Below are 26,526 nucleotides of genomic sequence, written 5' to 3'. Positions count from 1 at the left end.
TCACGACCGCGAAGGCGCGATCGAGGCTGGGCCTCGGCGTGCATTGGCGTCGGCTCGATACCGAAGCTCACCTTGGCTATCGCAAGGGCAAGCGCAGCGGGGTGTGGCTGGTGCGCTGGCGCAATCACTATGAGGGAGCCGACTACAAGCAAGCGCCGATCGGCATCGCCAACGACATCAACGACAAGCCCGCCGAAGGGACGCTGACGTTCGACCAGGCGACGAAGGAAGCACGGGACTGTGTCACGCGGTCCAGAACGGAAGCCGCGGCGCATGCCGCCGGTCCGGCGCCGACCGTGCAAACGGCGGTCGAGGCCTACATCAAAGAGCGCAATGCTCGCGATAGCCGAAGGTCGGGACGTGAAGTTCGATCCGACGCCGGACATCGGCTGCGACGCTATGTTCTCGGCCAGGAGAAACGTGGCAATCAGGAAGCCATTGCGCCCGCCCCTCTTGCCGCTGTCGAGTTGCACGCGTTGAAGGAAGACGACCTGTTGACCTGGCGCGACGAACTGCCCGAAGAACTGAAAGCCACGACGAAGCACCGGCTCTCGAACGACCTCAAGGCCGCGCTGAATGCAGCATGGCCGCGGCTTTCCGCGCAGCAGAAGAAACTGAACCCGACCTTTCTCGCGATCGTCAAAGATGGCTTCAAGGCCGAGCGCATCGATGATGATGACGACGCATCCATCGCGCGGGACAACCAGATCCTCACCGACGCGCAGGTCGGCAACCTGCTTCGCGCGGCAGGCGAGGTCGATGCCGAGCAGGAGAGCGAGGGTGACCTCTACCGGCTCGTGATCTGCCTTGCCGCCACTGGCGCACGGTTTGCGCAGGTGCGGCGCATGCGCGTCAGCGATGCCCAACTCAAGGAGCGGCGCCTGATGATGCCGGGCTCCTACAAGGGGCGCGGCGGCAACGGCGGCTCGGTCCCAATTCCGGTGGGCGACGACGTGATCGAGGCCCTGCTGCCCGCAATCGTCGGCCGGCCGAAGGACGCCCCGCTGTTCGAGCGCTGGAGTTACGAGCAGGAGCCTCACAGCATCGCCTGGAAGAGGTCAGGGCGCGGTCCCTGGAAGACTGCGGAGCTTACGCGCCCCTGGCGCGCGATCCGCCAGCGCGCGGGATTGCCCGAGGTCATCCCCTACAGCCTGCGCCACACCAGCATCGTCCGCGGCCTGCGAAACGGTCTGCCCATCCAGCAGGTCGCAAAGCTGCACAATACGTCTGTGACGATGATCGAGCGGCATTACGCGAAATACATCGCCACCGCGCTGGAAGCCCTCGCTCGCGCCGCGGTCGTGCCGCTGGTGCCGCAGCAGAGCGGCAATGTGGTTACGATCGCGGGGCGCGGGCGATGACCGGACGGGCCGCTTTGGCATTGGAGGATTGGCTTGCGGAATTGCTAAAGCAAGCAGGCGAATGGGACTACGAACAGATCGGTTATCTGCTCGCCCAAGTTCAAGAGGCTGGAGGTACGGTGCCTGGCCGTTACTTCTCCCCTGCGGAAGCCGCACGCACCGAGCGAACGCGCCTTGGACGTGCGCTAGCCTTGGCTTGTGCAATGGAGCTGGTCGATGAGGAGTTTAAGTCGGATATGCGCTGGGAACGGCGCATAGAACGACTCTGGTCGATCGAAACAAAAGCGAATTCCATTCTGGACGATATGGGCAACGACCCCATCCTGCGGCTCATGGCCACGACTGTAGCTCCCGATCGTCGCACATCGGACGATGAAGGTGACTGCGACGGATCTAGCCTGTTTGAGTCTCTGAAATCCTCGCTGCAGCTCGTGGCCAGGAGGGCTTCGTCCGCGAGGAAACTTCTGGAGGAGTTTGGCAGGGCCGGCGGATTCGAGATGGATATGGACGGTCCATCGAAGCAATCCACATTGATTCAAAGTCTCGATAGTATCTACGAAGAATACCTGGACGGCGACCCGCTATCTGGGATTGTAAAGACATACAACAAGCCAGGCGGGCCGTTTGTCGCTTTCGTCCGCGCCGTGTACCACGTCGCCATGAGGCCGGAAATGAGCGACGCCACGCTATACAAGGCGCTGCAGAGGGCCGGGCTGATCGGTCAAACGGACAAGGCCTAAGAATTCTCCTCCGCTTGTCTTTTCGACAGTGCCGGACGTTTGCGCTCAATAGCGAGCCATCCCGAACGAGGAGATGGCTATGGACTCTACTTCTGCGAAGGCACTCTTGATTGCGACGGCGGAGCATCTAGACCCGCCTGCCGCGCATCACATTGAGATTTCTGACCTGCCAGCAGCGATGACGATCCCCGCGTTCTGCAGGTGGGCCGGTATCGGCCGTACGATGGCTTACGCCCAGGCGAAAGCCGGTCACCTGAAATTTCGCAAGGTCGGCGCGAAGAAGACTATCGTCCTTCGCGCCGACGCAGAGGAATGGCTGCGCTCGCTGCCTGCCGCCTCGTCCTAGCCCTTCCTCCAACAGCATCACCCGTGGCGGGCTTCTCCCGAAGAGAAGCCCGCACCGATGCCATCGGACGCGGGCCAGGAAATTCAAATGCTCCCTTTGGAATATCTCATCGGGACCTACAACCCGATCGGCCGCCCCTACATCTTTGGCGATCCGGCGCAATGGAATCCTCTGCAGGTCGAGATCGTTATGGGCGTGGCGAACGCGAAGTACAACGAGTTTGTCGACGCGACGGGTTACGTCGCTCGATTGGTGCGCAGCGGCCTGATTACCAAGCAAGACGGCGTTGATACGCTTCATGAGGCCGCGCTTTACAACAACCTCTATAACGAATATGGGCGCGATGAAATCCAGAGCGTCATCGCCGCCGCCTTCGAATCGGAGGTGGCCCGATGACCGGCAAAGATTATGGCGCGACCAATTTCGTCGCCATGGACGATTATCTCGCGCGGGTCGTCACCCGATCGGCGCTCGGCTTGTTCGAGAGGCAGACTCGCGAGCTGTGCAAAAAAGTGAGGCGCCGACTCATCACTCGAAGTCAAGCGGTCGAAATTCTGAGGACCAAATCAACGTACGACCAGATCATCCGACATTGCGGGCCGCTAAGAGCCGAGCAGATCATGGAAGAGCACCTCAATACAGAGGAGCACACATGAAATACTTCGATGGTAGCGACCTCGACAACGCCGCTCTCGATCTGATTGCGTTGCGCCGAGACCAGCAACAGGAGCGGAGTCGGGCTGGATTTCGCTACGAACTGATGTCGGAGTTCGGCCCCCACGCGTTGCGCAAGAACTGGATTTTAAAAGGGATCATCGCGAAGGGCGAGACGACCGCTTGGGTCGGCAAGCCCGGATCGTTGAAATCGGCCCTCATGGCGGACCTCTGCCTTGCGGTGGCCGGCGGGAAGGATTGGCGCGGCAATCGCAGCAAGGCGGCCTGTGGAGTCGTCTACTTCGCGCTCGAGCGGGTGGATCTCGTCCGGCGCAGGCTTCGGGCCGGCTGGCCGCCGGCCGAGAGCGATCCGCCCGTGGCCGTCGTGCCTGAAACCATGAACCTTATGGATGTCCGCACGGTCGGCAAGGTCATCGCCATCATCAAGGACGTCAACGAGCGCATCCATCCGCACCAGGTGGGCATGATCGTGATCGACACCTTCGCCAAAGCCATCGCAGCGGGTGGTGGCGACGAAAATTCCGCCAAAGATCAGGGCGTCTGCTTCGCCAACCTTGCACGCATCAAGAACGCCACGGGGGTGCATGTCGCGATTGTCGGTCACACCGGCAAGGACGAAGCGCGGGGCATGCGCGGCTCCAATGCCAGCTATGGAGACGTGGATGTCATGGTGGAGATATCAGGCGAGCAGGTAAAGACCGCGACCGTAACCAAAGCGAACGATCGGCCCGAGGGCCCTCTGCTCTCCTTCCGATCGGAGACCATCGAGCTGGGCGTTGACGAGGATGGCGACCCTGTAACGGTCAACATCGTAAGCCCGGAAGCGATCGAAACTGGGTCGGGTGGTTCAGAATCTGTTCGACTGACGCCCAATCAGCAGACGTTCTACCGCATCCTCTACGACGCCGGTGGCCAAGGCCTCACCCTCGAGCAATGGAACGAGCAGGCACGGCAGGCAGGATTGGGCGAACGGCGCAGGGCCGATTTGCTGGACCTACGGAAGGCATTGCGCGATAAGCAGCTCGTTCGGGAAAGCGGTGGCCGATGGCGCGTTGACCATGCCTGACGCCGCGGCACGGAACGTTACGTTCGGTTCGTTTTCTCCATAAGGCCGTAACCGAACGTAACGTGTCATTGTTCGCGGCTATTCGCGACAGGGGTCCGGTGATGACCAACAAAGCACGGCGTGGCCGACCGACCAATTACACCCCGGAAATCGGGAACGTCGTGTACCGCTTGATGTCTCAGGGCCTCTCCCTTACCGCCGCGGCTGGCGCGATGGACATCGCCCGCGCGACCGTTCACAACTGGATGAAGCGATACCCGGAATTTTTGGACTCTGTAGAGAGAGGCCAGGCCGCCCGCGTCTATAAGCTCGAAGCCGACATGCTCGGCGCCAATGAAGCTCATATCATCCATGCGCGCCGTTTCGCCCTGATAAACGCTGCGCCCGCAGAGTGGCGCAAGAGTCAGGGCAGGAGCATAACGTAACCCTCGGGTCGTATAAGTAAGGTCGCAGGGCGGCAGCGTAACCGCCGGAAGCCTCTTTGAGAGCGGTAGACCAGCGATCGGATCGGGAAGACGACCGCCAAGATCGGCGCCGCGCCCCAAGATAGCGAAAAAGCGGGCCGAGAGCACCGGCTAGCTGTTAAGCCCCGGGCAGAGGAATTGCGCCGCGCCGAAGGCTAGCATTGTCGGCATGATCCAGACCCGTGCGCGGCATACGCCACCGCGAATGCAGCGCAGCTATCTTCATCAAGAGCCCTATGACAGATGCCCAACGAGAATCAACGCGAGACCGTCGTGGCAAGGTTGCTGCGGCAGGGCTCGCACCTTGAGGGAATTGCTGCGGCTGCGCACCTCGTCGGCACGCACGCCCTCCCAAGCCTGTTCGAGGTGCCATAAGCCGTCGGAGGAGGCCTTGGTTCTCGCTAGATCGGCAGTTATGCTCGGCTCTGCGGCTCCCGCCCCGGACTGCATACCAGAGGTCTTGGGCGCGCGTAGGTGGGGGTAGGGTTAACCCCTTCCCCACCACCCGTCTTAGGCTTAGCCCGCCCGTCAACAGCGACGTTTATCCATTGCTAAAGCGTGCGGACGAAAGGACCGTTGTAGGATACGCTGTATACGTCCCTCCGGCCTTCCCCGAGAGCGGCCCCGAGCCGCTGCTGTTCGGCGGAAGGCGTGGCAACACCATCGGAGCCCGGCAATCAGGCTTTCTCTTGCCGGGAACGGCTGGTGGCTCCTGTTCACGCAGACGGCTGATCTCGTTCGGCGGCCGCAAGCGCGCGATAAGCCACCATGCCAGGCGCCGACGTCTGATCTCCTGATCGTCGACGACATCACTCCGTGCCCGGGCAGGCTTCGGTTTCCTTAAACGCAACGGCCCTACCTTAGCCTACCACTCGCCCACACGAACCTGCCGCGGCCCGACGATCTTTGGGACTCCGGTTTCGACATCTTCGCAATTCGGCATCGCAGCCCCGGTCTTCTTTTTGAACAGTTCGCCCACCGACGCGATCGACGCCAGCTTCTCGCCTCCAGGAAGCGAAGCCTGGTCGCAACCATAATAGTCGAACCACGGCAAACCGGCTTTGGAATACTCCTGCGCTGTCGGTGGATGATGTGGCGCGCTTTCTCCAGTGGTAGATTTCCAATCTCTTGCGTGGAGTAGTGTGACGAAAACACGATCCATCGATTCGAGATCCCAATCGTCGAGCTGAAATTGATCTGGATAGATCGCCTGTTTCATCAGGCCGCCAGCTCCCAATCCCATAAGGCGGCTGCTACTATCGCAAAGCCTGTCCTCAGCGAAATGTGGCGTACGCACTTTCTCCCTCCATGCCGCGCGTATCTTTTGCCAGGCATGGTTCTTGAGCGGGGCGACTTGTATCTGCAGACCGCCCCACTCCTCCGTGCCGGATATCTGGTGCTCGACCGTATAGCCATCCCCCAGCGGCATGGCGACGAACTGGCGGATGACACCAGGCTTGACGGCAAACCCATCCAGCCATGGCTGCTGTGGCGAGACCATGTAGTCCTGCGGATGCCGATTGAGACCCGGCCTCCACGTTTCGCCGCTCACGGCATTGATCTTGCCGGCCGCTACCTTGATCGCAACAGGGAAACTTGGCCCGTCGTATGGCCGGCGGCTGTGGAAGTTCAGCCACATTGCCTCAGCCTGCCACATCGGCATGACGACGCCCCCACGCGAGATGGTCGCGTGATCGAGCCGATCCGCAAAATCCTCGACATGGCGCAACGGAAAGAGGCCGAGGCCAGGCGGCAGGCTATAAGTTCTGTCGGTATCAGGAATGCGAAGCGTGCGCTGAAATTCGATTGAGAACTGTGCGCTCTCCTCGATGTGAGGAAATCGAAACACCAGGCGGTTGCTTTCAAGAGTCGGCATCGATCTTTCCTTCTCACCAGTCACCGTCACGCACTTCCCGCACGATGCGCAGCACGGCATGCTCGGGCGCGGACTTGAGGGCGCGGATCAACTCTGCAAATAGCCGAGGCCGCGCCAATATCACCGCGCGCAGATCGCTCGATATCTTGCCGGCAAGCGCCAGCATCACATCGCGGTCTTCATCCAGCTCGTCGGCCAGTTTCACCAGCGTCTCTTCACCCGGCGGAGGCACCTCGTCGCGCTCAACCCTCGAGAGATAGGCCGGGGTAATTCCGCAGCGGGTCGCAACCTGACGGAGGGAAAACGCGCTGTCGAAACCTGCCCGCTTTTCCCTGAGGCCGCGGATATGGTCGCCAAACTTGCCGACTTGAGCACCTTGTTTCATGTTGCGTAAATAGACAACGCTCCCGAGACGGTCAAGCAGGACGCTCTCCCTGGCTCATCGCATCAGCGGAAGGGGACAAAAACCGAAACCAGGGGACGCGATCACGCTTCTTCAGATCGATCTTGCGACTTTACCATCCCCTCCCGTACATGAAACTGCTTGAAAACAGGTGCCGGTTCGCGGCGGTGGGGGCCTAGAGAGTGACCGATGAGATACTTAGAGCCCCTGAGGTGGCCGAGCTTCTAAAGGTCACCGAAGAGGCCGCTTACGCGACAGCACAACCGGCTAAGGGCGCGGCCTGCAGGTTGCCCAGCAGCTTGGGTTTACGCCTTAGAACCTTGGATGCCTGGATCGCGCCCCAAACCCGAGGCGCCGCTGGCGAGGGGGCTCAGAAGTGACGGGAACTCTCACGCCCCGGGATCGAATGGCATTCTACGGCGCGGCTGTGATTGGGCTTCGCGCTCTGGACGCTCGCGAGACCACGCCGCGCCGATTTGGTGTCGATGCCGAGGCGCGGTGGGCGCAATTCGCCGGCGCCTTAGGGATGGGTGACCGCATCGATATCTTGCTTCGCGATGCCGCGGGCACATGGGGGGCCGCGTTCTCGCCATCGGAGTGTTTCGACTTTTTCGGCCTTGCTGACGATGAGCCCTTTGGCCCCGACTGGAAGACCATCGATGACCAGTCGGCGAAGCGCCTGCTCGCCGAGCCCGACGCGCCTGCCACGTTCGAGCACATCGCATTCGGGCTCGGTGTGAAAGCGGAGAGCGTCTCCGTCCCGCACATCACGCCGTCGACCAAGCTCGTCGTCGCAGGCGGCACCGCGATCGTCTCGGTCGCCACGGCGTTCGCCGAGAACAAGTCGCTCTCGTGGACGGACCAGGTCGTGGTCGTGGCGTATAAGCCAGCCTGGCGACAGCTCGCGGGGCTCGCCGCGGTACTGCTCGGTGCACGCGGTAGGACGGTTCTCGTCCGCGCGGTCGAAGGCGCCGAAAGCGCGCTGCGCAATACGGGCTTCGCCCACCTCGACGTGGCGGTGATCTCGCCCGACGCCGAACCTGAAGCCGCCGAACTTGCGCGGAAGCTGGGGGGCAGGTAGTGGCGCTCCCGGAAGCACGCATCCATCGCGGTCGACCAACTCCATTTCCGTGGGAGCGGCGGGCGCTCGACCTCATCTACAAGCACACGTCGTTGTCAGACACCGATCCGCATCAGGCGTGGGAGCTGCACGAGCTCTACGATCCGTCGTCCGGCCGTCTCTACGAGATCGACCTCCTCTTCCTCTCGCGGCAGGGCCTGTTCCTCGTCGAGATCAAGAGCCACTCTGGCATTCTTACGGGTGATATCGTCGACTGGACGATTACCGAGAACGGGCGCCGCCGTACGATCGAGTGCCCCTACCCCAGCGCAAACCTCAAGGCGAAGGTGCTCGGCGACCTGATCGAAAGACAGCTTGGAACGGATCGCCCCTACGTTCATGCCGCCGTCTTCCTCTCCAACGTCACCGACGTCCGGCTGGATGGTGGTCGCCCCCCATGGCTGCTGCTCCCAGACGATGTGGGCAGCAAGCTCGTCAACGGGCTGGGTGGCCGCGACGCCCGGCGGATCGTAAATCGGCCGATGATGAAGGATCTCCTTCAGGCTGCCCACAGGATCGGTCTCCGCCCGAGCACGACCGCGCGCGTGGTGGGAGGTTATAAGCTCGGCTTCCTGCTTGACGATGGCGAGGGGTACCAAGAGCACCTCGCGAAGAATACAGTCGTGGAGTCCGACCAAGCGCGCGTGCGTAGCTACCTTGTGCCTGCGGCAACCTCGGTCGAACGTCGCTCGCAGCTTCATCGTGCCGCCAAGCGCGAGGCGCAGACGCTTGCGCAGATCGGTCAGCACCCCGGTATCCTTGCGTACCGCTCCTTCGTCGACGACGCGCCGCTCGGTCCGGCGGTACTCTTCGAGGCTTTCGAAGACTCGCTCCCGCTCCACGCTTTCATTCGCCAGGAGCCGAACGTCACCTTCGACGACCGCCTCGACATTCTGCAACAAATCGTCGAAGCGGTCGCTCACTGCCATCGCTCAAGCATTCTGCACCGCAACCTGTCGCCCGCCTCGGTGCTTGTCCGGCGGGGCGGCGACGGGCGCATCCACGTGCGCCTTCATCGCTTTCAGACCGCCGCGTGGATCGAGCATTCAAGCGTGGGCACGCGACACTTCCACCAGCTTTCGCAGGACGTCGACCGCCTCTATCAGGCGCCCGAAGTTCTGGCCGATCCCGAGAAGGCCACCTACGAGAGCGATGTATTCTCGGTCGGCTGCCTCGCGTGGTTGGTGCTCACAGGGCAGCACCCAGCCGCCACGGTCCCGGAGCGCGAGCAACGTATCAAGGGCGTGAAGGATGGCGAAGGAGGGTTGCGCCCCTCCGCGGTGCGCGCAGACCTCGCGATCCTTGATGAAGCTATCGCTTCCGCGACGCAGCCGAATCTCCACGCGCGTGCCGACGACATTGCCGAGTGGTTCAACACATTCGTGCTCGAGCCGCTTACAGGTCCGGCCGCCGATGCGAGCGCCGGGACCGATCCCCGCGAGGCGCAGAAGGGAGACACGCTGCAAGGGGGCCTGCGTGTCGAGCGACGCCTTGGCTCGGGCGGTACGGCGCTGGTGCTGCACGTTCGCCGCGAGGGGCGTGACTTCGCGCTTAAGGTCCCGCACGACGCGGGCTGCGGTGAGCGCCTGCTTGCCGAGGCGAAGACGCTCCGCGATCTGCGCCACGAGCACATCGTTGCGCTACGCGACGTCGTCACACTGGGAGGGCTACCGTGCCTGCTACTCGAGTTCGCTGGTGATCGCAGCCTCGGAGATGTCCTGCGCGAGCAGGGCACGCTGCCACTCGAGCTCGCGCGGCGGTATGGAGACGATCTTCTATCGGCGGTTCAGTACCTCGAAGAGGCCGGCGTCACTCACCGAGACATCAAGCCGACGAACGTCGGCTTCACGAGCCTCTCAAAGAAGCAGAGCCACCTGCTCCTTCTCGACTTTTCGCTCTCATCGGCAGACCCAACCGCCATCACCGCAGGCACCGCCGAGTGGCGCGATCCGTGGCTCTACCTGCGCGGCGCCTGGGGGGCCGAGGCCGATCGCTACGCAGCTGCCGCCGTTCTCTATTACGCGCTGACGGCCGCCCGTCCGGGGCTCCCGCAGGGCGACGCGACCGCCGAGATCGTCGTCGAGGCGGAGCGCTTCGACGCCGCCGTTCGCGACCGGCTGACCGCGTTCTTCCATAAGGCTTTCGCGCGCGACGTGAATGTGCGCTTCGCGAGTGCCGAGGCGATGCGCCAGGCTTGGGTACAAGCGCTCTCGGTCGAGGCCGAGACCGACGATGGCGCGTCCGCTATCGCTCTTGATCAGGTGCGCACGGAGACGCCGGTCGACGCATTGCCGCTCTCAGCTCGCGCACGAAACGCACTCGACCGGGCGGGCGTCTCGACCGTTGCGGAACTTCTGCTGCTACCGCGCAATCAGCTCTCGGTCGTTCGCGGCGTCGGCACGCAGGTCGCTCGCGACATCGTCAAGATCGCGGACGAGCTGCGCGCCCGCTTCGAGGTCGACAAGCGCCCGGCGTTTATGCCCGGGTTCGCGCGTCCGCGCTTGCTGCTCGAGGAGCCAGAGGCCTGCATCGATGCGACCACGGTCGGCCGTCTCGTCGCGGCGGGCATCAAGACTACTGTCGACGCGGCTCTGGCCCACACCGCGCGCATCGAGAAGCTGCTCGGCAAATCCGGCGCGGACGCGCTGCGTGAACGGCTCACCGCGCTTGCGGCGGCGGAGCCAACGCCCGGCTCACTTGCCGACTGGGCGCGCGAGCTGATCGGCCGCGCCAGCCAAAGCGAGGCCAACAAACGCCTGCGCGTGCTCGTCGGCCTCGATCCGCTGCCCGACGAACGCCCCGACACCGGAATCCCGGCGGCGCGCACCGTGTCCGAGGTAGCCGGTGCGTTCGGTATCGATGCGGCGCAGATCCACTCGAGCCTCCAGTTCCAGCGCAACAAACGGTGGACGGATAGTACAGCCGCGGCTTCGCTGACCGAAGCGCTGTCGTCGGCCCTGGACGCGCTTGCGCCCGCCGCGCCATTCCTCGACCTAGCGGCGGCACTGGCCAAGGCGCGCACCGCCGGAACGCCGAGCGGCGAAGAGGTGCGTATCGCTGCCGCGCTCGTGCGGGTGGGCCTCGAGCTGCGTCCAAACCCACCTGCCGTTTGGCGCCGAATCAGCGGCACACCGTGGGTCGCTCGCGATTCCGAGGTCCTCGACGCACTCGCTGCGCTGTCGGAAACGGCCGACAGTCTTGCTGCTACCGAGCCGCTTCCCTCCTCCGAGGTGGTGCGCAGCAAGCTCGCCGAGGTCGCCGAGGGCACGCCGCTCGCGGCTCTGCCGGCGGATCAGCGCCTTACCCTCGCTGCGCGCGCCAGCACGAACGCCGCCGCCTCGGCTCGGCTAGAGCTTTACCCACGCAACATGGATGCGGCGCGCGCGCTGGACCTGAGCCTAGCTGCGCTCTCGGGTACAGGCCTGACGCCCGAGGTTGTGATGAAGCGCGTCGCGGCGCGATACCCCGAGGCGGCACCGCTTCCTGAGCGCCCCACGCTCGACAGGCTGCTCGCGCCCCACGGTCTTGTGTTCATGGCGGACATCGGCCCGGGCGAGTACACGCGTCCGGGCGTATATGCCTTGACGTCGATGACTGCGGCGGTGCCTTCGCGCCAGACTACGGCGCCCGCGCCGCCGCAGCGGCGCAGCCCCAATGCGCAACGCGCGGCGGCTTTCCAGGACCAGCTCGATCGCGGTGTCGCAGCAGGCCGCTTTCGCGTCGTGCAAGTGCGCGCCGATCTCGCGAGCCGCGCGACGGACGAACTCGCTTCTGCACTGAGAACGACGGCCATCTCGCTGGACGTTGAACTTTTCACGGCGATTCGAAAGACCGCTGCTGAGCTCCGGGTCGAATGGGCAAACATCGAGGCAGCCGACCGCGCGGGGCCGGATGGCCCTGACTGGCCGCTGCTTCTGGAGCTCGTGCGTCAGGCAAGCGACGTCGCCATCGACACTCTCTTAAGCCGCCGCGAGCCAACACTCGTCCTGGCATGGCCCGGGGCACTCGCGCGCTATGGGCTGTCCGGCGCACTCGCGCGCATCGTCAACGAGGCGGAGCGCGGAAATGCCCCCGCCATCCTGCTTGTGGTTCCATCGCACGCCGACGGCGCCGCGCCTTCCATTAATGGTCGACTGCCCGTCCCCGCGCCGCTACCGAGCCAACGGCTCGTCATGCCTGACGCGTGGCTTAGGAATGAGCACAAAGCTGCGGAGACGCTCTGGGGATGAGCATCGCGAACTTGCCGAAACTGCTGCAGCCCGCGCTCAAGGCGCTCGAGAAGGATCTTCTGGCGCGCGCGAAGACCGAGAGCGTTGAGGCCGGCCTGAGGAAGGCCTGGGAGGACGAGCAGAAGGCCGGGCAGACTGGACTTAGCTTTGAGCCCTGGCGTCGCGAGCGCGTCACCCAGCTCGCCGTCGCCTGGATCTTGTCGGTTGTCTTTGTGCGCACGCTCGAGGACCGCGGTTACATCGAACCACGCGTGGCCGGCGTCTCCGCAGATGCGTTGCGCACCGCCGAAGACCGCGAGGCGCTGTACCTCCAAGTCGCGCCTTTCCTGGGGCCGCGCGAGTACTTGCTTGCGGTGTTCCGCGAGCTATCAAAGCTCCCCGGCGCGCATGACGTCTTCGACGCCAAGCATAACCCGGTCTGGGTGCTCTCGCCGTCGAGCGAGGGCGCCAAGGCGCTGCTCGACTTTTTCCGCAAGCGCGGTTCGAACGGCGCGCCGGCGTTGGTCTTCACGGGCGAGAACACCCGCTTCCTCGGCGACCTGTACCAGGATCTTTCCGAGACGGTCCGCAAACGCTACGCGCTGCTTCAGACGCCGGAGTTTGTCGAGGAGTTCATTCTCGACCAGACTCTCGACCCCGCCATTGCGGAGTTCGGGCTCAAGGACGTGAGCCTTATCGATCCGACCTGCGGCTCGGGCCACTTCCTCCTCGGTGCGTTTACCCGACTCTTCGAACGGTGGCAGAAGGCAGCGCCGACCGATAACATCGCTGACCTCGCGCGCCGCGCGCTTGAGCAGATCCACGGCGTCGACATCAACCCCTACGCGGTCGCCATTGCGCGGTTCCGCCTCGTGCTCGCGCTGCTCGACGCGGTGGGTATCAGGCGCCTCGAGCGCGCGCCGGACATTAAACCGAACGTCGTGGTCGCAGATAGCCTGCTGCATCGTTTTGGCAACGAGTCAAACATGCAGATGCGGTTCTCCGAGCAGATTTCGATGGACGACATCTCGTGGGGTGACCAGCTCTTCCGGCTCGAAAACCGTAGTGACGTGGAGCGGCTGCTGAGCAGACGCTTCCACGCCGTCGTTGGTAACCCACCGTACATCACAGAGAAGGACTCCGCGAAGAAGGCCCGCTATCGCAACGACTATGCCGCAGCGACGTTCGACGTCCCGCTCGGCCCCCCCTTCGTCGAGCGCTTCTTTCAACTCGCCGTACAATCCGGGTACGTGGGCGTGATCGTCAGCAATGCATTCACGAAGCGTGATTCGGGCAAGGCTCTAATCGAAGAGGTGCTGCCGAAACTCGACCTCCAGAAAATCGTAGATACTTCGGGCTGCTACCTGCCCGGACACGGCACGCCTACTGTATTGCTCTTCGGTCGCAACCGCTCCGCAGACTCTGACGCGGTGACCGCCGTCTTGGGCAAACGTGGCGAACAACAGGTTCCGCCGGAACCCAGCTCGGCCCCGGTATGGACCGAGATCCTGCGGCACCACGACGCCGTTGGCTGGGAGGGCACGTACATCTCGGTCGAGCGAGGAACTCGTGCTGAACTGAAGAAGCATCCGTGGGTGCTGTCCGGCGGCGGAGGACGTGATCTATTCCGAAAATTGGCTATGGGAACCAGTCACACACTTGGAGACCTTAGCGAGGTCATCGGATCCAGCGCGGTAATGCGTGCCGATGACGTTTTCATTCTGGCACCGCGTTGGCTCCGAATGCCGACGAAGACCGTCATTCCGTACGTCACCGGCAGTTACATCCGGGATTGGGAGATCAATACGCCGCTTCGAGCAGCCTTTCCCTACGACGGCTCGCGCACGCTTTCAGAAGCAGAGATCGGTGAGCTCTACAACTTGGCTTGGTGCCACCGTACAGCTCTTTGGCAGCGTCGTGGAAAGGGATTTAAGACGAAGTTCGAACAAGGCGGACGGTTCTACGAGTACTCGATGTACTACCCGGACAGATTCACGGCGCCATTTCGGATACCGTTCGCCTTCATCGCCACGCACAACCACTTTTTGGTGGATCGCGGTGGCAAGACCTTCAATAGAGGGGCCCCGATTATTATCCTTCGCAACGAGCGGACGGAGCTCGATTATCAAGCACTTGCGGGCTACTTGAACTCCTCCACCGTCGCGTTCTGGTGCCGCCTCATAATGTTCCCAAAGGGAGGCGACCAAGTCGGCGAGGGCGCGCGGCTTTCGAAAACGCCGTGGCAAGACCGCCTCGAATACGCCGGCAACCTGCTCCAACAATTACCGGTCCCGAAGCTTGACGACCTGCGCTCCAAGCTTCTCGACTTGGTCATTACCGCCGAAGAAACCGTGAGTCAGATGGCAGAGCAGGCGCCCGAGAAGGTCGTCGCGGCAACGCTTGCTTCGACGCCCAAGCTCGCCGCCCTTCAGGACGCGCGCACGAAGAACCTCTCCCAACGCACACGCCTTCGCGGCATCCTCACCTCGCTGCAGGAGGAGATGGACTGGCGCGTATACGGCCTCTTCGGCCTGCCGACCGTCGAGGCGTCCTCGGTTGATACCGTGCGCGTGCCCATCGAGCCGAACCATCGCCCCTTCGAGGTACGCCTCGCGCGCAAGGTGGGGGCCGATGTCTCGGCCTCGGAGTGGTTCCGCGTCCACAGGCGCGAGGCCCCGAAGGACGTCGGCGGACCGCTCGCCGACCTGTATCGCCAACGGCTGCGCCTGCTTGACGATCCCGAGCACGGCAAGCATCTTCGCCTGCTCGAGACGCCTGAGACAAAGCGGCGCTGGTCGGTGCCCGACGACCAGAAGGCGTTCTCGGAAGCCGTGCGCACGTGGCTTCTCGCGCGTATCGAAGCGTCATTCCGTGACCAGTCGCAGCCGGAGCTGCGCTCCGCGCGTCAACTCGCGCTAGAGCTCGGGCGCGACCCGGCGATCGCCGCTGCGCACGAGCTGCTCACCGAGGAGAGCGGTCTCGATCTCGCGAAGCTAATCTCCGAGCTCGTTGATATCGACGGCGTTCCGTTCTTGGCGGGTTTCCGCTACGCCGAGACTGGCATGGAGAAGCGCGCGACGTGGGAGGACACCTGGCGGCTACAGCGCATCGAAGATGAAGATCCTGAAAAACTCGCTGCCGAGCTGAAGCGGCTGAACCTTAAGAGCATCTCAGTGCCGGACAAGTACGGCCCGAAGGACTACCTACGGCACTTCTGGAGCCTGCGCGGAAAGCTCGACGTGCCGAAGGAGCGATTCGTCTCATTCCCCGGCGGCAACACCGACGAGGATACCACGCCCCTCGTTGGCTGGGCGGGCTGGAACCACCTTCAGGTGGCGCAGGCGCTCTCAGGTCTCTACCAGCGCCGCAAGACCGAAGACGGCTGGCAGAAGGACCGCCTTGTGCCGCTGCTCGCCGGCCTCGACGAGCGCGTGCCCTGGCTCCTTCAGTGGCACAATGAACCCGCGGCGGAATTTGGCGGCATGAAGCTCGGCGAGTTCTTCCGCGACTTCGTGGCGGGCGAGGCGCATGCGCTCGGCGTAGCTGTAGGCGACCTTCGCAGGTGGACCCCGCCTTCTGCGCCGAAGCGTACTACCATCGACCCGGCCGAGGTGCTCGCCGCACTCTCAGCATGGAAACCCGAGGTCGAAGAAGATGACGAGGACAACGGGGACCAGGTCGAGCCGCCCGAGGGACCGAGCGACGTCGAGCTCGCCAGCGCCGTGGGCGTCACCAAGGCGCTCGTGGGCAAGGCGCTGAAGAAGCTCGTCGCCGACGGGCTTGTTGAGAAGCTCTCCGGGCGCCCTGCTCGGTACTTGGCCATCGGGGATCAAGCATGACGACACGTATGCACGAGCTGCTCAACCTCCCCGAGGCCGTTCGCAAGGGCGACTTCGTTCAGGACCTCACGGGCGGCATCTCGAACCCCGAGCGCACGATGAAGGACTACGCGATCACGTCGAAGATCGTGCAGACTTTCGAGCACGCGCTGTCGATCATCGGCAGCGCGCTGCGCGACGGCCGTAGCCAAGCCGCCTACCTCCACGGCTCGTTCGGCTCGGGCAAGAGCCACTTTATGGCGGTGTTGGATCTGATGCTCGCCGACCACCCGGCCCCATGGAGCCGCGGGGAGCTGCATGCGCTGCGCAGCAAGAACGACTGGATCGGCAAGAAGAAGCTCCTCCAGCTCCCGATCCACATGCTCGGCGCGCAGGACATGGAGTCGAAGATCCTCGGCTCATATGTCGCGTGGGTCGCCAAAAACCACCCCGATGCGCCGACGCCCGCCATCTATGCCGACCAGGGCCTCTTCGACGACGCGCGCGACCTGCGCCGCCGGATGGGCGACGAGAAGTTCTTCGAAGAGCTGAACGGGGGTGTGAAGCAGGCAGCGAGCGGCTGGGGCAAGCTCGCCGAGGCGCGCAAGTGGGACGCGGCCGCGTTTGAAGCCGCTGCCGGCGCGCAGTATGTCGGCGAAGCCGATCGCGATGCCCAGAGCCCGCGTGCCAAGCTGTTCAGCGATCTCGTGCGGACCTTTTACAAGTCCTGGACCGCGCAGCAGGGGCGGTTTGTTGACTTGGACACGGGACTTGGCGTTATGAGTCGCCATGCCAAGTCGCTCGGTTTCGACGCCATCGTGCTCTACCTCGACGAGCTTGTGCTTTGGCTCGCGGGCAACTCGAGCGATCTGCCCTTCGTCGGCCGCGAGGTGCAGAAGATGGTGAAGCTGAAAGAGGCGCAGGATGCCGACCGCGCCATCCCCATTGTCAGCTTCATTGCGCGCCAGCGCGACCTGTCGCAGTTCCTTGGCGAGCAGGCGCAGGGCGCAGTCCGCAACGAGCTGTCGCGCAACCTCTCGCACCACGATGGTCGTTTCGAGACCGTCACGCTCGCAGATTCGAACCTGCCCGCAATCGTCGCACATAGGGTGGTGCGCCCGAAAGACCGGTCGGCAGCGGAGAAGCTCGCCGACGATTTCGCGAAAACGTGGCGCGCGGCCGGCCAGGCGCAGAGCGTGCTGATCGGCAGTGAAGGCGACGAAGCTGACTTCAAGAAGGTCTACCCGTTTTCGCCTGCACTCATCGAGGCGCTTGTCGCACTGTCGGACTGCCTGCAGCGTGAGCGCACGGCGATCCGCATCTTGATGGAGCTGCTGGTGCACCACTTGCCGGACCTTGAGACCGGCCGCGTGGTGCCCGCGGGCGACGCGTTCGACGCCCTTGCGGAGAGCGAAGACCCCATCGATGACCCGGTCATGAAGGCGCGCTTTGACCGCGCCCGCGATCTCTACCGCGAGAGCTTCCTGCCGATCATCCGGCGGCAGCACAACACAGACAACCCGGCCGCGTGTCAGCGACTGCGTGAGAACCATGACCGTCGGCTCGGCTGCAGCGGTTGCCAGCAGATGATGTGCCGCAACGACAACCGGCTCGCGAAGACGCTGCTCATGGCGGCGCTCGCGCCGGAGGCCAAGCCCTTCAAGGGGCTCACGGTCAAGCGGCTCGCGTACCTGAACCACGGCACCATCGCGTCGCCCATCCCTGGCGCGGAGATGCAGGTGGTAGCGCAGCGCATTCGCGATTGGGCGAGCCAGGTCGGTGCGCTCCGGCTCGGTGAGCAGGCTGACCCCGAGGTGAACATCCATCTCGCGGGTGTCGACCTCCAGCCAATCCTCGCGCAGGCCGCCGAGGCCGACACGGCGGGCGCGCGCAAGAATACGATGCGGCGCCTTCTATTCCAGGCTCTCGAACTTGAGAGTGATGGCACCGTAGCCGAAGCAGAGCTGTCGTTCCACGGCACGCGCCGCAAGGGTCGCGTCCGCTATGGCAACGTGCGGGAAATGGACGACACCACGCTCACGTGCCCTCGCGAGCACGAGTGGCAGCTCATCATCGACTACCCCTTCGACGAGCGCGGTCACGGGCCCGACGAAGATCTGCGCACCGTCGAGCGGTACCGCGACACGCGTTCCCCCGACGCGCCACCGAACCCGACGGTGGTGTGGTTGGCGACGTTCTTCTCCCACGCGCTCGATCGAGAGCTCGGCGATCTGGTGGTCCTGGAGCACATCCTCGACGGCGACTCGCGCAAGTACCTCGGCCATCTGCGCGTGGAGGACCAGCCGACGACGCGGGCCGATCTGGCGAGCCTCCGCGCCCAAAAAGAGTCGCTCGTGAAGCGCACACTCGCACAGGCCTATGGCCTTGCGATGGCGAAATACAGCCCCCACCTCGACCCGTCGCGCACAGTGGACGAACACTTCATCCCGCTGCTCAGCGACTTCGAAATCCGTGCGGTGCTCGCGGGAACGATGAAGGACGGCTACCGCCAGGTAGTCGACACACTTCTGTCGAAGAGATATCCGCACCACCCCCGCTTTGACGGACCCGTATCGGCGTCGCGCATGGAACGGGTCGGCGCGCTCCTAGAGAAGCTCCTCGATGAACGTGACCGTCGCATGAACGTCGAGAAAGGGGAGCGCAACGACCTGCGCGCCTACGCCGATCCACTGGGTATCACCGAGACGGGAGACGTCGCGGTGCTGTTGAACGAGCGCCCCTTCAAGGAGATCGAGCAGCAACGCCAGCAGGGCGGCATCGACACGCCGACCGTCAGCAACGTGCGTGGCTGGCTCGATCCGCAGCGGACGCGCGGCCTGCCCACCGAAGTACAGGATATGCTCATCTCGCTATACGCTTCGTGGAGTGGGCGCACTTTCCGGCGCGATAGTAAGAACTACCCGCAGCCGCGACCGGGCCAGCTCCCGGATGACGTCGAGTTGCTGCGCCCCGACCTGCCCACGCCGGCCGAATGGAGCGACGCGCTGAACCGCGCCGGCGAGCTGTTTGGCATCGCCATCGGTGGTCGCTCGCTGAGCGCACGCAATCTCTCGGCCTTTGCCGACAAGCTGAAGGAGAAGCTGAGGGCGGTCGGCGACGCCGCCGAGCTGCCCGCTGCACTGGAGTCGAAGATCCGAGACTGGGCCGAGCCCGAAAACGCGCACCGGCTTGCGACGGCGCACGCATCGGCGGCGCTGCTCCAGCAGCTCTCGCACGGTGACGGCGCATCCCTCGTCCGCGACCTTGCGAGCTTCACGCCCAAGACCTCCGTCCCAGCGATGGGCCGCAACTTCACGACCGCGGCGGCCAGCAAGCGCTTACTTCAAGAGGACGCGCGCTGGATCGTGCTGCGGCAGGTGAAGGGGCTCGTCGGCGATGCCGAGCGGGGCCAGCGCGCGAAGCTGCTGCTCCAGGATCTCGCCACGCTGCTCGAAACTGACGAGGTGAACAAGATGCTCGCCGACGGACTCAGCGAGCTGACTCGCCGTGCCGACGAGTTGCTCTATGTGCCCACGGATTGGGGACTGCAGGAGTCGCCGGTCAGCGAGGAAGTTGTGCTCGAGTCATCGAACGATCTCGGTGACGCGAAGGCAGCCGCGAAGATGCTCCGCGAGCTGGCCGCGCGCATCGAGGTCGAGGGCAAGGATGCCTCGCGTGTCATGATCCGGCTCACGGCCTGGAAGCGGAGGCCGGAATGACCGAGGCGCCGCTGCTCTCGGATGCGGACATTCGGTTGGAGGTGGAGCGCCTGTTCCGGCGCGATCACCGCTCCAAGCTGCTCGCGCTCTTCGGTCGAGGGCAGCTCGGGCACATCGATCTCGATGGCCTGAAGTGGGAGATCATCCCCACGTCTTGTGAACTGGAGCTTCGCTCGAAGCTGCCGGCACCCGGCGCGCCACCCACAACGGGCAGCGTATACTTGGTAGATTGGGCTGAGGACGCGCTTCCGCTTGACGTCTCGTGCCGCCTCGCGGGCGGGCGCATCTACCACGTCGCGCGCGATGCCCGGCTCGCCGCGCTCTTCGGTGCGCGCCAAGTCGATCAAGGCTTGGTATCGACCGCGCTTGCGCGGCTGGTGCTCTCGGGCAGCGTCGATGGGCTTCGCAAGATCACGGGCCTCCGCCTCACGACAAACGACCTCTGCAAGCGCGTGCTTGAAGCCCGCTTTGGCACCCCCGAGAGCGCGCTCGAGTCCGGGACGGCATGGCTCCGCTGGGTACGCAACTCAGATGCTGGAACGGCCTTCGCGCGCGCGTGCGAGGGCGACGGCCTCCTGCGGGCGGTGCGACACGAGCTGTTCGTCTGGGTCGGCGAGCGGCTCGGCTCCGTCGGCATACTTGGCTTCCGCGCCTGGGAACTCGGCCTTGTTGACCGCGCGATCGAGGCACTCCTGCTGCTAGCAGCAGTCGAGAAGAGCGAGGACGCCTACCTTCGGGGTCTCGTGAATGGACAGATTGCGAGCATTGCGCCCGGCCTCGCGAACGAAGTGCGAGACGCGCACGAGCACGGATCCGCAGAGGCGTTAATCGCTGCAGTGCTGTCAGTGGAGAACGAGGCCGATCGGCGACTCCTCGAGCTTGCCCAGCAGCACGCGATGAGCGGCGGGGCTTCAGCTCTCGCGGCGGCGAGCGATTGGCTGCCCGCCGGTCACGCTGCGCGCGAGGAAGCTGTTGCTGCTGCGTTGACTACGCTCGTCGACTCGCCTAGCGCCGACTCAATGACAGCCGTGCTCACGGCGTTCGACCACCTGAGCGCGCATCGCCTCGATCGCATCATTCGCGGCTCCGAACACATCGAAGCTCGGAAGATGGCAGCGCGTCTATCGGCCTGGCTGCTTGCGCGGAGGGTACGCCCGCAGCTCGCCGAGCATGGCACGCCGTGGCAACCGGCGATCGAGCTCGCGCGCCGCTACACCGAAGAGGGCGGCTTTCTCGACTGGGCGCGCCAGAGCGCGCGCGGGATGCGCGGCGCCGGCGACGCGCTAATGACCGCCGTCCACCGACTGTGCGGAGCCATCGACGCGGAGGCCCGTGCCGACGATCAGCGATTTGCCCAAGCGTACGTGTCGTGGATCGCGGCCGGGAAGCCCTCGAACGAGGTGCTCCCTATCGAGGACGTTACCAAGCGCGTTGTTGCGCAGTTCCTCAAAGGCGGACAGCATCGGCGCCTGCTGCTCGTCTTGATGGACGGCATGAGCTACGCGACGGCGGTGCAGATCCTTCAACGCCTGCGCGACCAGCGTAGGTGGAGCCCCATCGCCTGGCGCACACCAAACTGGAGCGGGCAACTTCCGATCCCGCCTGTATTGGCGACGGCGCCGACTCTCACCCAGGTTAGCCGGGCCGCACTCTTCGCGGGCGTCGCCGATCCACGCTTCGGCGACCAGGGCACCGACAAGGACGAGGAGCGCTGGGCCTCGAACCCGCACGTGCGCGAACTCGTCGGTGAGGAACCTCTCAATGTGTTCTTTCGACGCGAGATCCTTGCCGGTCACGAGCTCACCGAGGAGGTGAAGAAAGCGATTGCGGACGACGAGCGTGTCGTCGCGGTGATCGTCAACGCCGTCGACGAACAGCTCAAGGGCAGCCTCCAGGTCGCCGTCGACTACAGTAAAACATCCATCCTTCCGCTTGAGGCATTACTCTCCGCCGCCGGCGGCGCCGAAAGAGCTGTGCTGCTCGTGGCGGATCACGGGCATGCCGCTGGCGACGCAATGCGCGTCGCGAGCGGGCGTATCCCAGTTGGGCGCGAGGGCGGTGCCCGGTGGCGTGCATTGGCCGAAGGGGAGCAGCCGCAGGACGGCGAAGTGCTCTTGCCGCGATCCTCCTGGAAGCCGCGCGGATCGGCTGGCATCGCCGCATTGTGGGACACGACGCTCGCGAACCGCGCGCCCAACTATGGCGAGCACGGCGGCCTCTCTCTCGCAGAGGCCGTAGCGCCGGCATTTCTGATTGGTCCCGAGTGGCTGGATCGCGTCGCGGATGACGACGTCGAGCTGTCATGCCGGGTGCTGCCCGAGCCTGATTGGTGGGCGCTCAAAATTGCTCGTCCGGCTACCGTTCCAGTCGCTCCAATCAAGGAGCCAAAGACACCGAAGGCGCAGCTCGAGCTCCTTCCCGTGGAGCAGGCAAAGACTCCCATCGCGCCGCCAGAGGCGCCCACAGAACCCACGCTCGTCGCGCGTCTGCGCACGTCCAAGCTCTTCACGCTGCAGATCGCGGGTGTGCCGAAGGCTGACGTCGAGCGGGTGCTCACGTGGCTGACCGTGCTCGTAGACGCAGGTGGAAGCATGACTGCCGCCGACTTTGCGAGGCTCTGCGGCGTGCGCCCCCACCAAGTGGGCGGCGTCGTGGCGCGGATGGGTGTTTTGAACGCTGACGGCTTCGCAATCGTCGAGCACGATGTCGCAGGCCGCCGAGTCGTACTGCACAAGGCAAGACTGCTATCGCAGTTTGGAGTGACTGAATGAGCGAGACGAGTGGGCCGAGCGTCCTCCTCCGCAAAGACGTCATCGAGGCGCTGCGCCGAGGAACAGTGCCGCGTCGAGGCCTCGACCTGTTCGCGGTCGGCACCGACCGCTTTTCCGTATCGCTCAAAGAAGAGCTGGAACGCTGCGCAACGGGCGGCGCGGTGTTCAAAGCTCTTCGCGGCGACTTCGGGTGCGGCAAGAGCTTCACCGCGCGCTGGTACCAACAGCAAGCGCTCGCGCGCGGATTCGCTGTTGCCGAAGTGCAGATCTCCGAGAACGACACCCCGCTTCACCGGCTTGAAACGGTGTACCGCCGGGCGACAGAAGGTCTGCGCACAGCGGAGTGGGACACGGGCGCGTTTCGCGCGATCATCTCGCAGTGGCTAATGGGCCTCGAGGAAGAGGTCTCGCGTACGCTCCGGGATCCCGATGACATGAAGGCGCTTTCGGAAGGTGTGGGGAACTTGCTCGAGGCACGTCTGAAGGACGTGAGCGCAGTGCAGCCCCAATATGCAGCGGTGCTGCGCGCATACCACGCCGCCGAAGTCGCAGGTAACCTCGCGCTCTCCGAAGGCCTCATTGCGTGGCTGATGGGCCAGCCCAACGTCAGCGCGGACATCAAGAAGCAGGCAGGCATCAAGGGCGAGATTGACCACACCGGCGCGCTCGGCTTCCTACGCGGCCTCCTCGCGGTGCTCCAGCAGTGTGGACGGCCGGGCCTCCTGCTGGTGCTCGACGAGGTCGAGACGATCCAGCGGGTCCGCTCGGACAGCCGCGACAAGAGCTTGGAGGCGATTCGAAAACTGATCGATGACCTCTACGGCGGGCGCTTCGCGGGGCTCTACGTCCTCATCACGGGCACACCCGCATTTTTCGACGGGCCGAACGGCGTGAAGCGCCTGCCCCCGCTCGCTCAACGTCTGTACGTCGACTTCTCGGGGGATGCGAAGTGGGACAACCCCCGCGACGTCCAGGTGCGCCTCTTCCCGTTTGACCAAGAGCGGCTCATCGAGGTCGGCCGCCGCGTGCGTGACTTGTACCCAACAGAACATCCTGAGCACATGAAGGCGCGTGTCACTGACGCAGTGCTGACTGGCGTCGCGCACGAGGTCGCAGGAAAGCTAGGCGGCAAGGTAGGTGTGGCCCCTCGAATCTTCCTGCGGAAGCTCGTGGCGACGATCCTTGATCGCGTCGACCTGTTCCCCGAGTTCGACCCAGCCAAGGACCTCAATATCCGCGTCGACGTGGAGGAGCTCACAGTCGAAGAACAGGCGGCCGCCGCCGGCAAGAGGCCCGACGATATCGAGATCGACCTGTGATGTCTCCCGGTCCTGATGCCATCGACCGGTTGAGCCCAGCAGTTCGCTACCAGATCGCCAACGGACTGGGCTGGAGCGGTTTGCGTCCAGTGCAAGCGCTCTCGACCCACGCGATCCTCGACGGTGCGAACTGCGTGGTGCTCGCACCCACCGCAGGCGGCAAGACCGAGGCGGCATTTCTTCCGCTCTTATCGAAGATGGACGTCGAGGATTGGCACGGCGTGTCGGTGCTCTACGTCGCCCCCATCCGCGCCCTGCTCAACAATCAGGAGGCGCGGCTCTCGAAGCTCACGGGCCTCATCGGCAGGCGCGCCGGCAAGTGGCATGGCGATGTGAAAGAACCCACGCGCAAGCGGCTGGTCAACGACCCACCTGACGTCCTAGCCATCACGCCGGAGTCGCTAGAGGCGATGCTGCTGTCAACTCGCACGCCCGCGCGCCGCTTCCTGGCGCATGTGCGCGCCGTCGTTATAGATGAGGTGCACGCCTTCGCAGGAGACGATCGCGGCGCGCATCTCGTATCGCTCCTCGAGCGCATCTCTCGCATCGCAGAAACCGATATCCAGCGCATCGGTCTCTCGGCAACCGTCGGGGACCCCGATGTCATCGTGCGCTGGCTGGGCGGCAGCAGCATGCGCCCCCAGCGCGTCGTCGATCCGAGCGGCGCGCGCAAGGTCCCCGACCTGTACCTCGACTTCGTCGGTACGCTCGATAACGCCGCGCTCCTCATTGAGCGGCTTTACCCGGGAACACGGCGGCTGGTGTTCGTCGATAGCCGCAGACGCGTAGAAGAACTCGGCCACCGGCTCTCACAGCGTGGCGTTGACGTTTATCTCTCTCACTCTTCGCTAGCGCTCTCGGAGCGAAACGCCGCCGAGAAGGCGTTCGAGGAAGGCACCAACTGCGTCATCGTCGCCACGAGCGCACTTGAGCTAGGCATCGACGTCGGCGATCTCGACCATGTCATCCAGATCGACGCGCCGAGCAGTGTCTCGTCGTTCCTCCAGCGCATGGGCCGCACGGGTCGGCGCCCGGACTTGAATCCGAACTGCACGTTCCTCGCGACCGACGACGACGCGCTCCTGCGTGCCGCCGCCATCATCGATCTCTTTAGGATGGGATACGTCGAACCCGCGGCGCCCTCGACGTGGACTCCCCACGTTCTCGCGCATCAGGCCATCGCGCTCGCAATGCAGGAGCAAGGCTCGGCGTCGCATGGCTGGTGGAACTGGCTCGACGGGTGTGAGGCTTACCGCGACGTTTCAGTAGTGGAACGCGAGGGCATCGTGCGGCACATGATCGAGAACAACATTCTTGTCGAGGCCGATGCGCGGCTCATGCTTGGCGCACGGGGCGAGCGGCTCTATGGCGCGCGGAACTTCCTCGAGCTCTATGCAGTGTTCTCGACGCCCCGGGTACTCCGTGTGATGCACGGCCATTCGGAGGTCGGCGTTGTCGACGCCTCGTTCCTCCAGGACAAGGAGCAGAGAGGCCCCAATTTCGTCCTTGCCGGCCGCGCTTGGCGTATCAGCGGCGTGGACTGGAAGGGCGGGACGTGTGCCGTCGAGCCCGCGGAGGCAGGCAGTTACCCCCGGTGGTTTGGCTTGCCCGTGAGCCTCAACCGCTCACTCTGCCAAGCAATGCGCCGCATTCTCACGACCGTGGAGATCGACCCGTCATGGTCCAAGCGGGCCATCGCGCAGCTCCAATTGCAGCGAGAGTCCTACGCCTTCCTTGACGAGAGTTCCGTGCCCATCGAGGAAGACTCCGACGGTCGTTGCCGCTGGTGGACCTTCGGGGGCGGGGCCGGCAACCGCGTTCTCGCGGGACTCCTCGAACTTAAGCTGGGCGAGCGCGTCTCGTCCGGCAACACCTTCATAACGTTCTCGAATGGCGCTGCCGCGAGCGTCGTAGCGATCCGCCAAGCCATCGATCTGCTCGCAGCGCGCCCCCTAACTTGGGAAGACGCCTCGCGCCTCGTCGACTCTAACCAGCGGTCCCGCATCTCGAAATTTCAACCTTGCCTCCCGGCGGCGATTGAGCACGGCCTGATCGCCCGGGAGACCATGAATATCGACGACGCGAACGCGACCGTCGCACAGTGGAAGCGAGGCAGGAAAAGCCCAGAGGGATGACGCATTAGATCAACGAAACTGATGCATCGGAAAGCGGACGAGACCTTTCACCGTCAAAGGCGACCTTTGCTAGCACGGTAAGCGGGCGACCTCCATTCCAGCTGCGATCCGCGATGTCAAAGGAGTTTCGACCCGAACGGTGCTCAAGACCACTAAGGAGCATCCAACGCAGATCAGCCGAGGCCGGCCTCCAAAGCTACGTCTCGCACAATCGGCGGGGCGAACGGCGCAACGCTCCTCCGTCCCACTGGCAATACGCCAAGCGAATCACCGGTGCGATATCGCGACGCGCACATGATCCGAAAAGGTCGGAGCGAGCACACAATCGAGTGCAATCGGGATCACCTGGAGCGGACCTTTTCCCGATAGCTTGACGTGCTGGCGGAGGAACTCGGGCGGTTGCCCCGAGGATTGTTCGGCGGCGCGAGGATACAACCAAAAAAATGGATTGCGACGGCGCATCGCCGTTGGCGATGATGAAGACTATGTTTTAGCTATAGCACAA

At 64.2% G+C, this 26,526-nt stretch carries 16 protein-coding genes; 14 read left to right on the top strand and 2 right to left on the bottom strand.

Annotation, left to right across the window (positions count from 1 at the left end):
- The 7 genes from BRAO375_RS03015 to BRAO375_RS35605 form a co-directional block, all read left to right on the top strand.
- Positions 1–1,361: tyrosine-type recombinase/integrase (locus BRAO375_RS03015; protein ID WP_035638628.1), on the top strand; the 1,361-nt coding region annotated here is incomplete at its 5' end.
- Positions 1,358–2,101: a hypothetical protein gene (locus BRAO375_RS03010; protein ID WP_009025978.1), complete on the top strand. Its 744-nt coding sequence runs from the start codon at positions 1,358–1,360 to the stop codon at positions 2,099–2,101. The genes BRAO375_RS03015 and BRAO375_RS03010, both read left to right, overlap by 4 nt.
- Before the next feature lie 79 nt (positions 2,102–2,180).
- Entirely contained in the window at positions 2,181–2,447 is a 267-nt protein-coding gene (locus BRAO375_RS38480; protein ID WP_009025977.1) for a helix-turn-helix transcriptional regulator, read from the top strand.
- A gap of 87 nt (positions 2,448–2,534) precedes the next feature.
- Positions 2,535–2,843, top strand: coding sequence for a hypothetical protein (locus BRAO375_RS03000; RefSeq protein ID WP_009025976.1), 309 nt, complete (start codon positions 2,535–2,537; stop codon positions 2,841–2,843).
- Positions 2,840–3,103, top strand: coding sequence for a hypothetical protein (locus BRAO375_RS37850; protein ID WP_009025975.1), 264 nt, complete (start codon positions 2,840–2,842; stop codon positions 3,101–3,103). The genes BRAO375_RS03000 and BRAO375_RS37850 overlap by 4 nt, the downstream gene beginning before the upstream one ends.
- Positions 3,100–4,188, top strand: a complete 1,089-nt coding sequence (locus BRAO375_RS02990; protein WP_009025974.1) for an AAA family ATPase — start codon at positions 3,100–3,102, stop codon at positions 4,186–4,188. The genes BRAO375_RS37850 and BRAO375_RS02990 overlap by 4 nt, the downstream gene beginning before the upstream one ends.
- 101 nt (positions 4,189–4,289) lie before the next feature.
- Positions 4,290–4,613, top strand: coding sequence for a hypothetical protein (locus BRAO375_RS35605; RefSeq protein ID WP_139031289.1), 324 nt, complete (start codon positions 4,290–4,292; stop codon positions 4,611–4,613).
- Positions 4,614–5,517: 904 nt separating this feature from the next.
- Here BRAO375_RS35605 and BRAO375_RS02980 read toward each other — a convergent pair.
- Entirely contained in the window at positions 5,518–6,528 is a 1,011-nt protein-coding gene (locus BRAO375_RS02980) for a hypothetical protein (RefSeq protein WP_009025971.1), read from the bottom strand.
- A gap of 13 nt (positions 6,529–6,541) precedes the next feature.
- Positions 6,542–6,913 (bottom strand): helix-turn-helix domain-containing protein, encoded by a 372-nt coding sequence (locus BRAO375_RS02975; protein ID WP_009025970.1) that lies wholly within the window; start codon positions 6,911–6,913, stop codon positions 6,542–6,544.
- Positions 6,914–7,337: 424 nt separating this feature from the next.
- On the opposite strand from BRAO375_RS02975, the gene BRAO375_RS02970 reads away from it, so the two are divergent.
- From BRAO375_RS02970 to BRAO375_RS02940, 7 genes are read left to right on the top strand one after another with little or no spacing between them, the layout of a single operon-like run.
- Complete coding sequence (locus BRAO375_RS02970) at positions 7,338–8,012, top strand: hypothetical protein (RefSeq protein ID WP_009025968.1); 675 nt, start codon at positions 7,338–7,340, stop codon at positions 8,010–8,012.
- Complete coding sequence (locus BRAO375_RS02965; RefSeq protein WP_009025967.1) at positions 8,012–12,280, top strand: protein kinase domain-containing protein; 4,269 nt, start codon at positions 8,012–8,014, stop codon at positions 12,278–12,280. Before BRAO375_RS02970 ends, BRAO375_RS02965 begins: the two co-directional genes overlap by 1 nt.
- On the top strand, positions 12,277–16,098 hold the full coding sequence (gene pglX / locus BRAO375_RS02960; protein ID WP_009025966.1) for a BREX-2 system adenine-specific DNA-methyltransferase PglX: 3,822 nt from the start codon (positions 12,277–12,279) through the stop codon (positions 16,096–16,098). The genes BRAO375_RS02965 and pglX overlap by 4 nt, the downstream gene beginning before the upstream one ends.
- Complete coding sequence (locus BRAO375_RS02955) at positions 16,095–19,796, top strand: DUF6079 family protein (protein WP_139031288.1); 3,702 nt, start codon at positions 16,095–16,097, stop codon at positions 19,794–19,796. The genes pglX and BRAO375_RS02955 overlap by 4 nt, the downstream gene beginning before the upstream one ends.
- Complete coding sequence (pglZ, locus tag BRAO375_RS02950; protein WP_009025964.1) at positions 19,793–22,567, top strand: BREX-2 system phosphatase PglZ; 2,775 nt, start codon at positions 19,793–19,795, stop codon at positions 22,565–22,567. Before BRAO375_RS02955 ends, pglZ begins: the two co-directional genes overlap by 4 nt.
- Entirely contained in the window at positions 22,564–23,886 is a 1,323-nt protein-coding gene (gene brxD, locus BRAO375_RS02945) for a BREX system ATP-binding protein BrxD (protein ID WP_009025963.1), read from the top strand. Before pglZ ends, brxD begins: the two co-directional genes overlap by 4 nt.
- Positions 23,886–26,021 carry a DEAD/DEAH box helicase gene (locus tag BRAO375_RS02940; RefSeq protein ID WP_009025962.1) on the top strand — a complete coding sequence of 712 codons (2,136 nt, stop codon included), beginning with the start codon at positions 23,886–23,888 and terminating at the stop codon, positions 26,019–26,021. Before brxD ends, BRAO375_RS02940 begins: the two co-directional genes overlap by 1 nt.
- Positions 26,022–26,526: the final 505 nt, after the last annotated feature.

The organism is Bradyrhizobium sp. ORS 375 (assembly GCF_000239775.1).
In the GTDB taxonomy this organism is placed as follows: domain Bacteria; phylum Pseudomonadota; class Alphaproteobacteria; order Rhizobiales; family Xanthobacteraceae; genus Bradyrhizobium.
Note: the sequence above shows the minus strand (reverse complement) of the source record. Positions and strands in the feature narration are given on the sequence as shown.

Coding starts and splice junctions, on each gene's coding strand:
- BRAO375_RS03010 (WP_009025978.1), top strand. CDS start 1,358: ATGACCGGACGGGCCGCTTTGGCATTGGAGGATTGGCTTGCGGAATTG.
- BRAO375_RS38480 (WP_009025977.1), top strand. CDS start 2,181: ATGGACTCTACTTCTGCGAAGGCACTCTTGATTGCGACGGCGGAGCAT.
- BRAO375_RS03000 (WP_009025976.1), top strand. CDS start 2,535: ATGCTCCCTTTGGAATATCTCATCGGGACCTACAACCCGATCGGCCGC.
- BRAO375_RS37850 (WP_009025975.1), top strand. CDS start 2,840: ATGACCGGCAAAGATTATGGCGCGACCAATTTCGTCGCCATGGACGAT.
- BRAO375_RS02990 (WP_009025974.1), top strand. CDS start 3,100: ATGAAATACTTCGATGGTAGCGACCTCGACAACGCCGCTCTCGATCTG.
- BRAO375_RS35605 (WP_139031289.1), top strand. CDS start 4,290: ATGACCAACAAAGCACGGCGTGGCCGACCGACCAATTACACCCCGGAA.
- BRAO375_RS02980 (WP_009025971.1), bottom strand. CDS start 6,528: ATGCCGACTCTTGAAAGCAACCGCCTGGTGTTTCGATTTCCTCACATC.
- BRAO375_RS02975 (WP_009025970.1), bottom strand. CDS start 6,913: ATGAAACAAGGTGCTCAAGTCGGCAAGTTTGGCGACCATATCCGCGGC.
- BRAO375_RS02970 (WP_009025968.1), top strand. CDS start 7,338: ATGGCATTCTACGGCGCGGCTGTGATTGGGCTTCGCGCTCTGGACGCT.
- pglX (WP_009025966.1), top strand. CDS start 12,277: ATGAGCATCGCGAACTTGCCGAAACTGCTGCAGCCCGCGCTCAAGGCG.
- BRAO375_RS02955 (WP_139031288.1), top strand. CDS start 16,095: ATGACGACACGTATGCACGAGCTGCTCAACCTCCCCGAGGCCGTTCGC.
- pglZ (WP_009025964.1), top strand. CDS start 19,793: ATGACCGAGGCGCCGCTGCTCTCGGATGCGGACATTCGGTTGGAGGTG.
- brxD (WP_009025963.1), top strand. CDS start 22,564: ATGAGCGAGACGAGTGGGCCGAGCGTCCTCCTCCGCAAAGACGTCATC.
- BRAO375_RS02940 (WP_009025962.1), top strand. CDS start 23,886: ATGTCTCCCGGTCCTGATGCCATCGACCGGTTGAGCCCAGCAGTTCGC.